12 protein-coding genes are annotated in these 16,194 nt (G+C 64.9%); all 12 read right to left on the bottom strand.

All coding sequences use genetic code 11. From position 1 onward, the window contains the following. Nucleotides 1-31: 31 nt before the first annotated feature. The 12 genes from ACWHXP_RS05420 to ACWHXP_RS05475 all read right to left on the bottom strand — a co-directional run bounded on the left by ACWHXP_RS05420 (nt 32) and on the right by ACWHXP_RS05475 (nt 16,184). Nucleotides 32-2,809, bottom strand: a complete 2,778-nt coding sequence (locus tag ACWHXP_RS05420) for a molybdopterin-dependent oxidoreductase (protein ID WP_489634314.1) — start codon at nt 2,807-2,809, stop codon at nt 32-34. Nucleotides 2,810-2,849: 40 nt separating this feature from the next. Then, nucleotides 2,850-4,073 (bottom strand): NAD(P)/FAD-dependent oxidoreductase, encoded by a 1,224-nt coding sequence (locus ACWHXP_RS05425; protein WP_343743301.1) that lies wholly within the window; start codon nt 4,071-4,073, stop codon nt 2,850-2,852. A gap of 1 nt (nt 4,074) precedes the next feature. Next, entirely contained in the window at nt 4,075-4,437 is a 363-nt protein-coding gene (nirD, locus tag ACWHXP_RS05430) for a nitrite reductase small subunit NirD (protein WP_489634313.1), read from the bottom strand. 26 nt (nt 4,438-4,463) lie between these two features. Continuing rightward, on the bottom strand, nt 4,464-7,037 hold the full coding sequence (gene nirB, locus ACWHXP_RS05435; RefSeq protein ID WP_489634312.1) for a nitrite reductase large subunit NirB: 2,574 nt from the start codon (nt 7,035-7,037) through the stop codon (nt 4,464-4,466). Nucleotides 7,038-7,048: 11 nt separating this feature from the next. Beyond that, nucleotides 7,049-8,356: an MFS transporter gene (locus tag ACWHXP_RS05440; RefSeq protein WP_121041806.1), complete on the bottom strand. Its 1,308-nt coding sequence runs from the start codon at nt 8,354-8,356 to the stop codon at nt 7,049-7,051. A 373-nt stretch (nt 8,357-8,729) separates the two neighbouring features. After that, on the bottom strand, nt 8,730-9,221 hold the full coding sequence (locus ACWHXP_RS05445; protein ID WP_039785458.1) for an MgtC/SapB family protein: 492 nt from the start codon (nt 9,219-9,221) through the stop codon (nt 8,730-8,732). Between the two features lie 295 nt (nt 9,222-9,516). Next, on the bottom strand, nt 9,517-9,897 hold the full coding sequence (locus ACWHXP_RS05450; RefSeq protein ID WP_121041804.1) for a hypothetical protein: 381 nt from the start codon (nt 9,895-9,897) through the stop codon (nt 9,517-9,519). Between the two features lie 199 nt (nt 9,898-10,096). Next, nucleotides 10,097-10,918 (bottom strand): helix-turn-helix transcriptional regulator, encoded by an 822-nt coding sequence (locus ACWHXP_RS05455; protein ID WP_039785463.1) that lies wholly within the window; start codon nt 10,916-10,918, stop codon nt 10,097-10,099. Between the two features lie 7 nt (nt 10,919-10,925). Continuing rightward, nucleotides 10,926-11,480, bottom strand: a complete 555-nt coding sequence (locus ACWHXP_RS05460; protein WP_489634311.1) for a YbhB/YbcL family Raf kinase inhibitor-like protein — start codon at nt 11,478-11,480, stop codon at nt 10,926-10,928. A gap of 125 nt (nt 11,481-11,605) precedes the next feature. Beyond that, nucleotides 11,606-12,655 carry a hypothetical protein gene (locus ACWHXP_RS05465; RefSeq protein ID WP_489634310.1) on the bottom strand — a complete coding sequence of 350 codons (1,050 nt, stop codon included), beginning with the start codon at nt 12,653-12,655 and terminating at the stop codon, nt 11,606-11,608. Nucleotides 12,656-12,706: 51 nt separating this feature from the next. After that, a complete protein-coding gene (locus ACWHXP_RS05470; protein WP_489634309.1) occupies nt 12,707-13,579 on the bottom strand; it encodes an alpha-amylase family protein in 873 nt (290 codons plus the stop codon). 25 nt (nt 13,580-13,604) lie between these two features. Beyond that, entirely contained in the window at nt 13,605-16,184 is a 2,580-nt protein-coding gene (locus ACWHXP_RS05475; RefSeq protein ID WP_489634308.1) for an NfrA family protein, read from the bottom strand. Nucleotides 16,185-16,194: the final 10 nt, after the last annotated feature.

Below are 16,194 nucleotides of genomic sequence, written 5' to 3' on the forward strand. Positions count from 1 at the left end.
AACAAAGAATGCAAATTCTTCAAACAAGACCCTAAGCCGCCGTCTCCCGCTCCCGTGCTTCGGCCTCGCCCTGCACCCTGATCTCCACCATCAGCTTCTTGATCTCCGGCACGCACGAGCCGCAATTGCCGCCCGCTTTCACACACGCCGTCACCTGGCTCACCTCCGTCAATCCCTGCGCACGGATCGCATTGCAGATGGTGTTGCGTCCCACACCAAAACACGAACACACCGTCGGCCCGGCGTCAGCACCTTTCTCAATCGGCTGACCCACGAGCAGGCCGACGCGGTCAGCTTCTTCCAGCTTCTCCTTGGCAAACAGTCCCGCCAGCCACGAGCGCGAGGGCAGGTCAGGGCGCGCCGACATGAACAGGCACATGTCGATGCGATCATCCACCACATGCACCGCGCGATAGCTGCCATCGCTCAGGTCTTCATACTCCAGCCAGTCCGCATCATCGGCCTGCACGCCCAAGAGCGCCCTTGCCCACGCGGTGTGGTCGCTGATGTGATTGCGGCCGGCCAGTTCATATCGCACAAAATCCCGGCCCTGCACGCGTGTCCAGTGAGTGATGTCATCCAGATCCAGCGCATGGCGCGTGAGGATGAAGCCATGCCAGCCCACGCGGAATTCTTCGATCGCCACCGGCGTGTGCTTGAACTCCGGCTCGCCCGAGACCGGATCGACCACCGGATTGACCACCGCCCCCACACGCGCATCGGAGGCGGACTGTCCGTTCCAGTGGATCGGCACGAACACATTGCCGCGCGGAATGCCGCCACCATGCTGCACGCGCGCCACCATCGCGCCCCAGCGGCTGCTGATGCGCGCCAGACCGCCTTCGCGCACGCCATACAGCAGCGCATCCTGCGGGTGCAGGTCAATGAAGGATTCCGGAATATGGCTGGCCAGCGTGGCCGACTTGCCGGTGCGCGTCATGGTGTGCCAGTGATCGCGCACGCGGCCGGTGTTGAGGATCAGCGGGTAATCCTCGCAAACGGCGTGGCCCGGCGTGCGCGGTGCGGTCGGCACAAAACGCGCGCGCCCATCGGCGTGGGTGAAACGATGATCTTCCAGGACGCGTGCCGTGCCGCTGATGCTGCCATCAGACAAGCGCTGCACGGGCCACTGGATCGGTGCCATTGCGTCATAAGCGGCCTTGTCCATCCCGGTCAGGCCGGAGAGATTGAAGACGCGGCGTGCACGGTGTTCACCTCCTGCATCGGCCTCGCCATTGCGATGTGCGGACAGGCGCGCGTGTTCGTCAAAGATCGCATGCGGGCCCGCGAAATCAAATCCCGCAAAGCCCATGCGCTGCGCGACCTCGCAGATGATCTGCCAGTCACCGCGTGCCTCGCCCGGTGCCGTGAGGAAAGCCCGTTGCCGCGAAATGCGGCGTTCGGAATTGGTCACCGTCCCATCCTTCTCGCCCCAGGCCAGCGCCGGCAGCAGCACATGGGCCAGTGCATTGGTATCGGTTTGCGTGATGACGTCGGAAGACACCACCAGCTCGCACTTCTGCAGCGCCCGCTGCACCAGGTCGGCATCAGGCAGGCTCACCAGCGGATTGGTGGCCATGATCCACACCGCCTTGATGCGGCCTTCCTCGATGGCGCGGAACATGTCCACCGCCTTGAGGCCCGGCTTGTCCGCGATACGCGGGGATTGCCAGAACTCCTGCACGATCTCGCGATGCAATGGCTGGTCGAGGTCCATGTGCGCGGCCAGCATGTTGGCCAGTCCGCCGACCTCGCGTCCGCCCATCGCATTGGGCTGGCCGGTGATGGAGAAGGGGCCCATGCCGGGCTTGCCGATGCGGCCGGTGGCCAGATGGCAGTTGATGATGCTGTTGACCTTGTCGGTGCCAACCGAGGATTGGTTCACGCCCATGGAAAAACCGGTGACGACCTTCTCGGTCTCGGCAAAGGCTTCGTAAAAGTCCAGCAAGTCCTGCAGATCCACCTTGCAGATGCGCGCTACCGTGGCGGGATCGGCGCACTCGGCATCGGCCACTGCCAATGCCTCGTCGAAGCCATTGGTGTGCGCGGCGATGAAGGCGTTGTCCCGCAGGCCGCGATGGGCGAGGTAACTCATCAAGCCGTTGAAGAGCCACACATCCGTGCCCGCCTTGACGGGCAGGTGCAAGTCCGCCAGTTCGCAGGTCGCGGTGCGGCGCGGATCGATCACGATCAGGCGCAGGGCTGGGCGGGTCTCCTTCAGTTTGGCGATGCGCTGGAAGAGGATGGGGTGGCACCACGCGGCATTGGACCCGACCAGCACGATCAGGTCGGCCAGCTCCAGGTCTTCATAGCAGACCGGCACCAGGTCTTCACCGAAGGCGCGCTTGTGGCCGGCCACCGCCGAGGACATGCACAGCCGCGAATTGGTATCGATGTTGGCGCTGCCGATGTAGCCCTTCATGAGCTTGTTGGCGATGTAGTAGTCCTCGGTCAGCAATTGTCCCGAGACATACAGGGCCACGGCATCCGGACCATGTTCGGCGATGACGGCAGAGAACTTGCTCGCCACCTGGTCCAGCGCCTGATCCCACGATACCTGTTGCAATGCGCCCTGCGCATCGCGCACTTGCGGATGCAGCAGACGGCCATCCAGATCCACCGTTTCGGCGAGGGCCGAGCCTTTCACGCACAGGCGGCCGAAGTTGGCGGGATGCTGCACGTCGCCCTGCACGCCGATGCGGCCATCGTCCTTGAGCGAAGCCGTCACGCCGCAGCCCACGCCGCAGTACGGGCAGGTAGTCGAGGTGGTGGCCACGGCCAGGGCCAGCGGGGTCTGTGCAAGATTCATTGGTATCCTCTGTTACTAATTGCCGTGGTCGCCGCAATGGCTAGGCAGCATGCTGGCACATGGCCTGTCCAAACGGCAGTTCGCGCCGGAAGGCGCTGATGTCGCGGCCGCTCTGGATCAGGTCGAAGTACCACGGTCCGTCTTTGACATCACCATACAGCACCGCGCCGACGAGGCGCGAGCCGCGCAATACCAGGCGCTTGTAGATGCCGCGTCGTGGGTCGCGTACCACCAGGTCTTCGGTATCTTCACCGCCGATGAAATCGCCGGCCGAATACAGGTCCACACCGGTGACCTTGAGCTTGGTCGCCGTGGCCTGCTGCACATAGCGGCGATGGCCGGCACCGGCCAGGTGCGCACCGCACACGCGCGCCTGATCCCAGATCGGGGCCACCAGTCCGAAGGTGGCCTTGCGGTGCTGCACGCATTCGCCCACGGCATAGATGCGCGGGTCATAGGTCTGCAGGGTGTCGTCGACGATGATGGCGCGCTCGCAATGCAGCCCTGCCGACTTGGCCAGCGCGATGTTGGGGCGCACGCCCGCCGTCATCACCACCAGGTCGGCGGGAATGCTGCTGCCATCCTTGAAGCGCACGGCGGTCACGCGATCCGGGCCGACGATCTCGTCCGTATGGGCGTTGAGGAGGAAGCGCAGGCCCTTGTCTTCCAGCGCTTTTTTGAGCAGGGCGGCGGCGGGCTTGTCGAGCTGCTGGTTCATCAGCGCATCCGTGACGTGCACCACGGTCACGTCCATGCCTTGGCGCATCAATCCATTGGCCGCTTCCAGCCCGAGCAGGCCGCCGCCGATCACCACGGCATGGCGATGCGTGCGCGCGGCTTGCAGCATGGTGTCCACGTCCTGGATGTCGCGGAAGGCGATCACGCCCGGCAGTTGATGGCCCGGCACCGGGATGATGAAGGGCGTGGAGCCGGTGGCCAGCAGCAGGCGGTCGTATTTCACCGCGAGGCCGGATTGCGCGTGGACGGTGCGCTGGCGGCGGTCGATCTGCACCACCGGGTCGCCCGCATGCAGCGTGATGCCGTGTTCGTCATACCATGCGCGCGGGTTGAGCATGATGTCATCGATGCTCTTGTCACCGGCCAGTACCGGCGAGAGCATGATGCGGTTGTAGTTGCCATGCGGCTCGGCACCGAAGACGGTGATGTCGTAGAGATCCGGTGCGAGCTTGAGCAATTCCTCCACCGTGCGCATGCCGGCCATGCCATTGCCGACCACCACCAGCGAGGGCTTGGCGGTCGTCATCTCAGCCACCGATCCAGACTTTGCCTTCGTCGATGCGCGCCGGCCAGGCGGGGACCGAATTGGCAGGTTGTTCCAGGCATTGCCCGGTGGTGAGATCAAAGTGATGCTTGTAGATCGGTGAGGCCACCACGATGCGTTCGCCCAGGTTGCCCACCAGGCCGCGCGAAAGCACGGCGGCCTGGGCGTTGGGATCGTAATTGCCGATGGCGAAGACGCGCGGCTGCGGCTCGCCCTGGCTGCGGTCGATCACGTGGAAGATGGCTACCTGCTGGTCGCCGATCAGCGCGGCCACGCCCGTGTTGGGGACGATCTCGGCCAGTTCGCAGACGGGGGTCCAGTGCTTGATTTGTTGGTCGCTGTGCATGCCGGGCTCCTGATTTTTCCTGATGTTCACACGGTCTCGACGACGACCGGAATATCGAGCAGCTTCTTCTCGGCCACCGTGGCCGGACGGATCTGGCCGCGTTCCTCGACGAATTTGATGTTGCCATCGGCCGCCTTGCTGTTGACGAAGTGACGGAAGCGCTTGCGCGTTTCCGGATCGGTGACGGCCTTCTTCCATTCGCACTGGTAGGTGTCGACCACGCGCTGCATCTCGGTTTCCAGCTCGGCGGCGATGCCCAGCTTGTCCTCGATGACCACGCTCTTGAGGTAGTCCAGTCCGCCTTCCAGATTCTCGCGCCAGGTGCTGGTGCGTTGCAGGCGGTCGGCCGTGCGCACGTAGAACATCAGGAAGCGGTCGACGTAGCGGGTCAGGGTTTCTTCATCCAGGTCGGAGGCGATCAGTTCGGCATGGCGCGGCTTCATGCCGCCATTGCCGCAGACGTACAGGTTCCAGCCCTTGTCGGTGGCGATGATGCCCACGTCCTTGCCTTGCGCCTCGGCGCATTCACGGGTGCAGCCGGAGACGCCGAACTTGATCTTGTGCGGCGAACGCAAGCCCTTGTAGCGGTTTTCCAGGCGCACGGCGAAGCCCACGCTGTCACCCACGCCGTAACGGCACCAAGTGGAACCGACGCAGGATTTGACGGTGCGCAGCGACTTGCCGTAGGCGTGGCCAGTCTCGAAACCGGCGGCGATCAGTTCTTCCCAGATATCCGGCAGCTGGTCCACGCGGGCACCGAAGAGGTCCACCCGCTGGCCGCCGGTGATCTTGGTGTAGAGGCCGTATTTCTTTGCGATCTGGCCGACCGCGATCAGGCCATCGGGCGTGACTTCGCCACCGGCCATGCGCGGCACCACCGAGTAGGTGCCATCCTTCTGGATGTTGCCGAGGAAGTAGTCGTTGGAATCCTGCAGGCCTGCGTGTTCCTTCTTGAGCACGAAGTCGTTCCACAGCGAGGCCAGCACATTGGCCACCATCGGCTTGCAGACATCGCAGCCCAGACCCTTGCCATGCTTGGCCAGCAGTTCATCGAAACTCTTGATCTGGCCCACGCGCACCAGATGGTGGATTTCCTGGCGGGAGTAGGGGAAGTGTTCGCAGACATGGTTGTTGACGGCCAGGCCCTGCTTCTTCATCTCCGCCTTCATCACCTGCGTGACCAGCGGCACGCAGCCGCCGCAGGCGGTGCCGGCCTTGGTGCAAGCCTTCAGGTCGCCAATCGTCGTGACACCCGAGGCGACCGCTGCACACAGCTGGCCCTTGGAGACGTTGTTGCAGGAGCAGATCTGCGCCGATTCCGGCAGGGCATCCACGCCCAGGCCGGGTTTGGCCTTGCCGTCGGATTGCGGCAGGATCAGGAATTCGGGCGACTCCGGCAGCTCGATCTTGTTGAGCATCATTTGCAGCAGGGTGCCGTATTCGGCAGCATCGCCCACCATCACTGCGCCCAGCAGATGCTTGCCCGATTCGGAGACCACGATCTTCTTGTAGATCTGCTTGCGTTCGTCGGTGAACTGGTAGGAGCGGCTGCCGGCTTCCTTGCCGTGCGCATCGCCGATGCTGGCCACGTCCACGCCCATGAGCTTCAACTTGGTGCTCATGTCGGCGCCGTTGAAGGCCGGCACTTCGATGGCGTCATCGCGGTGCGAGAGCAGGTGCTTGGCCGCAGTGCGGGCCATGTCGTAGCCGGGAGCGACCAGACCAAAGATCTTGCCGTTCCACAGGGCGCATTCACCGATGGCATAGACGGCCGCGTCCGAGGTGAGGCAGCTGTTGTCGATGACGATGCCGCCACGGTCACCGACCTTCAGGCCAGCCTGGCGCGCCAGTTCGTCACGCGGGCGGATGCCGGCGGAGAACACGATCATGTCGGTTTCCAGGTGCGAGCCATCTTCGAAATTCATGCGATGGGTGTGCTGCTTGCCATCGACGATCTCGACCGTGTTCTTTTGCGTATGGGCGGTCACGCCCAGTTCCTCGATTTTCTGGCGCAGGATGCGGCCACCGCTTTCATCGACCTGCACCGCCATCAGGCGCGGCGCAAATTCGACCACGTGGGTTTCCAGCTTCAGGTCACGCAGGGCCTTGGCGCATTCCAGGCCCAGCAGGCCGCCGCCGATGACCACGCCGCTCTTGGAACGGCTGCCGCATTCCAGCATCGCTTCCAGGTCTTCGATGGTGCGATAGACGAAGCAATCCTTGCGCTGGTTGCCCGCCACCGTCGGCACGAAGGGATAGGAGCCGGTGGCCAGTACCAGTTTGTCATAGGACAAGGTCTCTTCTGCGCCGGCCACGTTGACCACCACCTGCTTGCGTTCCAGGTCGATGTGCCGCGCCTTGGCGTTCAGTTTGAGATCGAACTGCACCGGGCTGCGGCCGGCGTCGAAGAAACCGGGTGCCACCAGCGACAGATCTTCCGCGCTCTTGCCTGCAAAGAATTCGGAGAGGTGCACGCGGTCGTAGGCCGGACGCGGTTCTTCACAGAGGATGGTGACCTTGAGGTCGCCTGCGCCGCTCTCGGCCAGGCATTCCAGGAATTTGTGGCCGACCATGCCGTGGCCGATGACGATGATGTTCATGGGTGCTCTCCTCAGGCTGCAACTTTGCTGTCGGCCAGGGCGGCATCGCCGCTCTTGTCCGACGCGGTGAAACGGATGGCCACTGCGCACAGTGCCGAAATGGTCACCAGCACGCCCAGCATCGACAGCGTCTGCTGGGTGTTGCCCAGGCCCTTCATCAGGAAGCCCGCGGCCACTGCACCGACGTTGCCACCGGCACCGATGATGCCGGCCACGCCGCCGAGTGCCTTGCGGTCGATGAAGGGCACCAGCGCATAGGTCGCGCCGCAGGCCATGTGGGTGAACAGGCCGAAGCACAGCATGGCGATGACGGCGGCCACCACGCTGCCGGCATGGGCGAACCACAGCAGGCCCAGGCCTTCGCCCAGCATCATCACGAAGAGCAGGGTGGCGCGGCGGTTCAGGCCGCCACGCAGGGCCACCTTGTCCGAGATGTAGCCGCCCAGGGCGCGAGCAAACAGCGCCAGCAGGCCGAAGCTGGCAGCAGCGATACCGGCCGACTCCAGCGAGAGCTGGAAGTGGTCCACGTAGTAGATGGCAGCGATGTTGTGGATGAAGATTTCCACGCCGAAGCAGGCACCGTAGGTGATGAAGAGCATCCAAACGCGATAGTTGGCGGCCGCTGCACGAAAGCTGGCCCAGCCGCCGCGCTTGCCGCTTTCGATGGTCACGCCGGCGGCGCGCAGTTCGTCATAGTTGCCTTCCGGGCAGTCCTGGGTAAAGCGCCAGTAGAGCGCGGCCATCACCAGCATCAGCACGCCCGGCACCAGCAGCGCCGCACGCCAGCCCCAGCCTTGCGAGACGCCCAGCATCAGCATGGCGGCCATCAGCAGGGGCATCACGCCCTGTGCCACGCCGCCGCCCGCATTGCCCCAGCCGGCCGTGGCCGCATTGGCCGTGCCGACCACGTTGGGAGCGAACATGACCGAGGTGTGGTACTGCGTGATGACGAAGCTGGCACCGACGGCACCGATGAGCAGGCGGAAGAACAGGAAGCTCTCGTAGCTCTGCGCGAAGGCCACGCCGATGACCGGCACGGCACCGGCCAGCAGCAGCCCGGTATAGGCCTTGCGCGGACCGAAGCGGTCGCACATGGGGCCGATGATGAGGCGCACCAGGATGGTCACGGCCACGGCGGCGATGTTGATGTTGGCGATCTGGCCGGGGGTGAGGTGGAATTCCCCCTTGATGACCGGCATCAGCGGCGCGCAGGCGAACCAGGCGAAGAAGCAGACGAAGAAGGCCATCCAGGTGAGATGGAAGGCGCGCATCTGGGGCGTGCCCAGGGAGAACAGCGCGATACGATTGGATTTGCTCATGTCGGGGTCCCGTAAAAACAAAAAGGCGCCCGCTCGAATCCGAGGCCTTGCCTCGTTTCAAGCGGACGCCATTGTCCGTATGCATTGCAGATCCATCGTTAGATCGGCATCAAAGTGGTGGATCGTCCTTGATCCTGATGGACATTGAGCAAAGGCCGTGCCAGCCGCAGGGATTTGGCACGGAGGCAGCACGGGCGCGGTTTTGCGGAGAGGAAGGCGGAAATGAAGCGCGGTAGTGGCGCGGGGCCCGATCACCGATATATATCATTGCATGATGTATTCGAGTGCAGTCTGCGCGTTCGTGGTGCAGTGCATCGTTGCAGTGCATGAGGGGTGACTGGGGGCCTGGGTTTTCCCCTCTTGCCGAAAGGCATCAGTCTTCTTCGCGCGCGCTGATGTCGGCGCGTTCGTCGTCGGTCTTGCGCAGCCATCGGCGGTGCAGGAAGTGTTCCAGCGGACGGCCTACGACGAACAAGGTCAGGATCAGACCCGTCGCCATCAGCGCCACGCGCCACCAGCCGGCGCCGCAGACGATGCCCACCGCAGCGGTCACCCAGATCGATGCCGCCGTGGTCAGGCCGCGTACCTTCTCGCTGCGCTGTTCATGGATGATCACGCCCGCGCCAAGGAAACCAATGCCGGTGATGACACCCTGGATGGCACGGCTGACCGCATCGCGGCTATGCACATCGGACTCCAGCGAGAAGTCCATGGCGGCCATCGTGACCAATGCCGATCCCAGCGCCACCAGGCCCAGGGTCTTCATGCCGGTCGGCTTGCCGCGCAGGTTGCGGTCGATGCCGATGACGCAGCCGATGAGCATGGCGAACAGGAGCCGGTAAAAAATTTCCAGATGATCGGTCATGGACAGGCGCGGGCAGTAAGCGAAGGCGACATTGTACCCTCCCGCCACGCGCGTTTTCACCGTCGAACGACTGCTGGCTGCAGCCATAAAAAAGCCCCGTCAGCTTCGGCGGGGCAAATCATGCATGGCGGGAGGCATGAAGACTTCGCCATGCTGCGCTCAAGCATCAAACAACAGGAAACTACGGAGACAACAGAAACAACTACACAACGAAACAACAGGAACTACGGAGACAACAAAAGCTGGAAAAGGTCATCAGAGTATCTGAGTCATCTGCGCATTGCTGCGCAAGCGATCAGGAGCCCGAGCCGCCGGCGCCACCGGTGCCGCCGCCATTGCCGCCCGGCGAGGTGCCCAGCGGGCCGTTCTTCGAGTCAGTGGTATTGGCGTTGTTGCCCGAGCGGGAATTCTGGCTGCCGCTCTTCATCGACTTGTCCATCGACTTGTCCGACTTGTTGTGGCTGCGCATGCTCTTGCCGGAAGAGGAGCTGCCCGACTCAGTGGCGCTGTTGTTGGGCGTGGTCTGTGCGCCGGTGGCACCTGCTGCGCCCGAGCCAGCCGCGCCGGAACCGGCTGCACCACCGCTGGCACCGCCGGCATTCTGTGCGAAGGCGCCGGTGCTGAAGGCAGCCACTACCAAGGCAGTGCCGAGGAATTTCAGGGTCGGTTTGGACATGGAGATCTCCTAAGGTTGTTGTGGGGGGGCGTCCCGCCATCGCGAGCCGTTGGAGCCATACTAGGTCCTGCGCCGAATGCGGGCAGTCGGACGCTGTTTCAATCGCGTGTCGGTGCTTTCGTACCCGGATGACGGCGCTTGTTGTTGAGCCACGCAGGTCAACGCGCCGTTTGGGGGTAAGGTTCGGGAGGCTTTGACCTCAGGGCAGGGTCTGCCGCAACTCGCTGGGGCTGATCCCGTAATGCTGCCGAAAGCGCATCGCAAAGCGCGAGGGCGAGTCATATCCGCAGGCCGAGGCAATGTCGGCGATGGGCAAGGACGAGGCCTGCAACTGGTCCAGCGCCAGTCCCAGCTGCACCTTGTCCAGCAATTCGCGGAAGCCGGTCTGCTCGCGCGCCAGCCGCCGCCGCAGGGTCGACACGCTGCAGTGAAAAGCCTCGGCCACGCGTTCCAGGCTGCGTTCTTCCGGGGCCAGCATCAGCAGGTGCTGTTCGATGTGATGACTGATGGCGTCGCCACGTTCACGCAGCAGGCCGCCGATGGCGCCGCGCAGGCTCAGGGCCAGCAGCAGGCCTTCGGCTGCCTGGCATTGCAGTTCGCTGGCGGCTTCTTCGCGGATGCAGTCTTGCAGATGGCGCCAGGCGCGCAGGATGTCGGCATCCTGCGCCACGCTGCTGACCGCGCTGGCATCGCGCGCCTGTACGCCCTGGCCGGGATAGTGCAGGCGAAAGCGCTCGATCAGTGCCGGCGGCAGGGACACCATGTCGGCCGCATATTCGCCACCCTTGGGCAGGTTGGCGACATTGACCTGGGTACCGGCGGCGATGAGCACCAGCACATCCTGCCCGCACAGCAGATGGCGATGGCCCCATTGCATGCGCTTCTTGCCCTGGCGGACGTGGCAGATGCTGGCCAGGCCGATGAAGACCTGGCGCAACTGCTGTTCGTGCCGGGCGCGGATGCGTGTCAGCGTGGGGCGGGTGCCATGGGCGAAGGGCAGGATGGCGATGTCACTTTGCATGCGGGAATCAGCGTCCGTAGGTGGCGGTCAAGCGGGCCTGGCCGAGGGCCGCGCCGTTGAGGAAGAAGCCGAGCATAGCACCGCTGGCTTGCGCATCCAGTGGCAATTTTTCGGTGTTCAGTGCCCAAATCACGAATTGATAGCGGTGCGGCTTGACACCCGCTGGCGGGCAGGCACCACCGTAGCCGCTGCTGCCGAAATCGGTACGGCCCTGGATGGCACCCGCGGGCAGGCCGCGGCCCTGGGCATCGATGCCGGCCGGCAGGCTGGTGGTGGAGGCCGGCAGGTTGAACACGGTCCAGTGCCACCAGCCACTGCCGGTCGGGGCATCCGGGTCATACACGGTCACGGCGAAGCTCTTGGTGCCGGCCGGGGCGTTGGACCAGGACAACTGCGGCGAGCGGTTCAGGCCGCTGCAGCCGAAGCCGTTGAAGACTTCCGCGTTCGACAGCGCCTTGCCATCCTGGATGTCGCGGCTGGTCACGGTGAAATCGGCAGCATGGGCCGACAGTGCAGAAAACGTCAGGGCCAGCGTGGCCACGGAAAAGCGGAAAAAGGACATGAATGCGCTCCGGTCAAGGTTGAGGAGCGCCCATGGTAGAGGGCCGGCAGCGGCGACATGGTGCAGAAAACGTCAGCCTCGGTGCAGAAAGCGTCAACCCGCCCAGAGCCCTGCGTGCCGCCTTGTCAGAACAGGTTCAGCGAAATCAGGAAGTCCAGTCCCTGGAACAGTTCGACATAGCGGCTGGCCGCCGATTCATTGATCACGATGAAGCGGGTGAAATCGAACAGCGCCGGTTCCAGCTGCGCGTCGATGGCTTGCTGCGCCGCGAAGCTGGCGTAGCTGAGGCCGAAGCTGTAGAACTGCTGCTTGAACTGCGGATTGAGATTGGCCTCGTCGACCGGGTGGAATTTCATGACCAGCCGCGCATGCTGGCTGGCCACCAGCGCCTGCATGGTGCGCAGCGAACTCATCAGGCCATGCAGGTTGCGCTGGGCCTCTTCGCTGTGCTGGCCGCAGCGCGCCACCATGTTGATGATGTTGGGCAGGAAGCACAGCCAGTGGCGCTGCGTCTCGCGCAAGCCGCCCTGCGGTGCCAGGCTGACCGTGCGTACGCCCGGCAGGCCCGGAAAGGCTTGCGGCGAGACCCGGTAGGCGCCGCCATACTTCGGACTGCGGGCATCGAACCAGATGGGGGCCATCGCATTGATCTGCAGGATGGCTTGCAGCGTCAGCCCCAGGCGCTGCATCAGCATCGGCCTGGCTTGCAGCATGTGCAGCAGTGCGGTGGCATCGACGGCGGTATTTTGCGCCGGTGCGGCCAGCTGGGGATTGCAGGAGGTGTTGCCTTCTTCCAGGTAGCACACGGTCTGCACCGCTGCCGCCAGCTTGAGCAGCTTGCCCAGCAGGAAGCCGGTGTGCGGCACGAAGATGCGCAAGGGCGTGAAGGTGGCAGGCAGGGCCGCCACCATCTCCTCCAGAAACGCCACGGTGCGTGCCGGATCCCAGATGCCGTCGTCGATGACGCTGACGTAGGGCCCCTCCCATTGCATGCCACGTCCGCAGACCACCAGCGGCGCGCGCACTTCTCCCTCGCGCTGCAATTGCCGTGCGATGGAATAGGTGATGGGGCTGTGCAGGTAGACGACGTCCATGGAAGAGCAATGGCGCGGCCGGAAATGCGCGCCTGATGAGGCCAGGGCGGGATGATGGCCGCCTCGGCCTGGCTGCACCATGGGAAGATGCTTCACAAACGTAACGGGATGTAACGAGAGGCGCGCTCGGTTTCAGCGTGGACGCAGCGCCTCTACCAGCGCATCGTTCACGTAATGCGGCCCGTCGAAGAGCCAGACCCGATACCCGCGATAGTGCTGCAATTGCGGCGTCAGCTCCTCCACGGTGGCACTGCGAAATCCGCCTCCGGGTTGCGGGCGGAAGGCCTCGGCGATGATCCGCACCCGCGCCGGCCCCAGCCGCTGCGACAGCACCTGTACGTAGTGCAGCGCCACCTGCGGCTCGTGGGCATAGACGCCGACGCCATCCTGGAAGAACACGCCCACATCGGGCGGCAGCCATGACAGCAGACCTGCGGCCAGTGCTTCCGGCCCCACATTGGCGCTGTCGTAGACGCTGATCCACAGCGGTCGCGGCAACTGCCCGAGCAGCTCACCCAAGCGGGCTGCCTCGGTCCAGGTCGGATCGATCTCCACCGGGAAGTACCAGCCGCTGACCTTGAGCGGCGTGGACAATCTTGCCAGCCTGGCCGATTGCGCGATCAGCTGCGGCAGGTCGGTGCGGGCGGCTGCTTCATCGAAGCGGCCGGCCAGTCCGAGGATCACCTCCTGTGCCCATGGTTCGCGCGCAATGCGCTGCCAGTCGGGCAGGCGTGGCACGGTCGGCAAATCACTGCCTGCAACAAAGGCCTGGCCATCGACTGCGCTCCATTGCACCAGCAGCGTTCGCGCTCCCAGTTTTTGCCACTGGCCGCGTGGTTCGACGGTGGCATTGTCGGGCTGCCAGACGATGCCCTCGATCTCGCCCTGCGCTTGCGCGCGCAGGTCACAGCCGGCGCAGGCGGCCAGCAGCCACGCCGAGGCAGCGGCCAGCAGGGCGCTACGGCGCAGCGGGGAGGGCAAGGGTGCCGGTGGCATGTACTTCATGGGAGGACCTGCGGTTCACGAGGACTCAGTAGGACAGCGTGGTACTGAAGAAGAATCCCTGCGCCCGTTCATCGCCGCCGACGCGCCAGCGATATTGCAGCGACAGGTCCACATAGGAGCGCGGTGCATGATAGCGATCGCCCCGGAACCAGTAACGCAGGTTCACCCCCGGACCCATGCCGATGGCGGTGCGATGGGTATTGAGCGAATTGAAGTCGGCGTTCAGGCTCAGATGCGGGAACAGCACCAGCTGATCGCTCACGCTGTCGAGCCGGAAACTGCGTCCGGTCTGGACCGAGGCCAGACCATAGGTCTGCGGATTGCGCAGGTAGCGGCCGACCTCGCCATACCATTGCGTGGTCCACCAGTCGGGACGATCCACTCGCAGGTCGGTACCGATGCCATCGGAATAGGCCAGCTGCACCAGCCAGTCGGCGGCGGACTGGCTTCCCAGCGGGATCAGCCGTCCCAGCGACAGCACCAGGTTCTGGCTGGCCAGCGGCTTCCAGCGCGCGCCTACGGTGGCTTGCGCAGTCTGCGTGCCAGTCGCACCGCCGGACTGGTCTTGCAGAGTCTGGAACACGCGTGCGAACAGTTCGACCGGACGGCCGCCCTGATAGCCGAAGGGCCGCCAGTAGGCTTCTGCTCCGGCCTGCAGGGTGCTGTCGGTGGCGGAGGCACCGGGACGTCCGCCATTGCCGGCGCTGGGGCCGCCGCCGTTGTGCGTGAGCGAGGCGATGAAGCCGCCGCTGCGATCGATGGTGGAGATGCTGCGGCGGGTATCGAAGCGCTGCTGCGGCGTCTGCGGCAGGCTGCCATCGTCGGCACGGTCTACGCTGCGCTTGAACCAGCCCAGCGCGGCGTCATCGTCACCGGCATCGATGGCGGCATACCCCGCATCGGAAAGCGCGCGGGCGGGCAGGGTGCCGCCTGCATCGGCGCGACCGAAAGCGTCCCGCGCAGCGCCGGCATCCCCGGCCTGGGCGGCCAGGTAGGCCAGTTGCAGATCATCCAGTCCATCCAGCGCGCCGCCGTCGCGTGCGGCGAGGAAGCGTTCACGGGCTTCGCGTGGATGACCGGTGCGGGCCAGCAGCGCGATCTCGGTCTCGACCGGCAAGCCGCCTTGCGCCAAGGCCGCCTCATCGTCGGCGCGGGCAGCCGTCGCATCGCCCAGTTGCGCGCGCAAGGCTGCGCGCCTTGCCAGCAAGGGGCCGTCTGCACCCTGTGCCTGCAGGGTGGCGCTGATGGCCTGCTCGGCTTGCTGATCCTGTCCACCAGCCTGCAAGGCATCGATCAGCAGCAGGCGGTATTCGGCATTCTGCGGTGACAGGGCTACGGCCTCGTTAGCTGCTTGCGCCGCCTGCGCGTACTGTTGCTGCTGCATCGCCTGGTAGCCGCGTGTGGCGGCATCGAAGCCGGCATCGCGCGCTTGCGCGCCAAACGTCACGTGGCAGGGATTGACGTTTTCGGCACCATCGCGGCTGCAATCCAGCGCCGGCACGGGGTACTGGCGCGACGATACCGACGGGTTGCGCTGTTCGGCACCGAGCGCCGCCAGCCGATAGCGTCCCAGTGCCTGGGTGGCCTGCTGGCGCGTCAGGCGCAAGCGCGCAGCTTGGCGTGCATCGATTGCGGGGGCGAGCGTGTCGGGATCAAGATCGTTCAGCACATCCAATGCCGCCTGCGGTTGTTGCATGGCCAGTTCGGCATCGGCCTGCAGAATCCCTGCATCCAGTTGTTCAGCGGCGCTGCTGTCGCTGGTTGCCAACCGGCGTGCCTGCGCGAAGTCGGCGCGGGCGGCATCGGCCTGGCCCAGACGCACGCGGGCATAGGCGCGCAGCAGCAGCGGGCCGGGCTGGCGTTCGTCCATGGCATGGGCTTCGTCGGCGGAGCGATCGGCCTGCGCGATCTGCTCGTTGTGCAGCAGGGCTATCACCAGCATCAGGCGATATTCCATTTCCTGCGGTGCCAGTGCCACGGCCCGGCGGGCAGCGTCCAGCTCGGCCTCTGCGTGGTTGTCGGCCTGTGCGCGGAAGACTTCGGCCGCAGCCATGGCGGCCCGTTCGCGTTGCAGTTCCAGCTGGCGGCGCAGCAGCGGGCGTTGGTCCGTGACCTTGTCTGCGCCTTGGGCCAGTACTTCGCTGGCGCGGTCGTAGTCATGGGTCTCGATCAGCGCATTGCCCAGCAGCAGCCAGTAGGCGGTATTGTGCGGGGCGGCTGCCACAGCCTGGCGTGCCAGCGTGACGGCCTGCTCGTAGCGCTTGCCATCATAGGCGCGATAAGCAGCTGCTGCGGCCGCATAGCCGGGGTCGCGCGCCGTGCCACGCCTGGCGCTCATTCCGGCGTGCTGCTGTTGGCGCAGTTCGCGCAATTGACGGCGCAAGGCCATGGAATCCGGGCGCAGGCGTATCGCTTCCTGCAGTTGCGCCTGCGCCTGCCCGAACGCACCGCGCGCCGCCGAGGCATAGGCCTGCTGGGCCAGGCGATAGGCCGGGCCGGACAGCGGCAGTTCCACCACCGCCGTTTGTGCCAGCGCCGTGCCGGTGGTGGCAGCAGCACCGCTGACCAGCAGCAGGAGCAGCAGGGACAAGGTCTTGTTCTTCATCGTGTCTTCT

The organism is Herbaspirillum sp. Her2, from assembly GCF_057961375.1.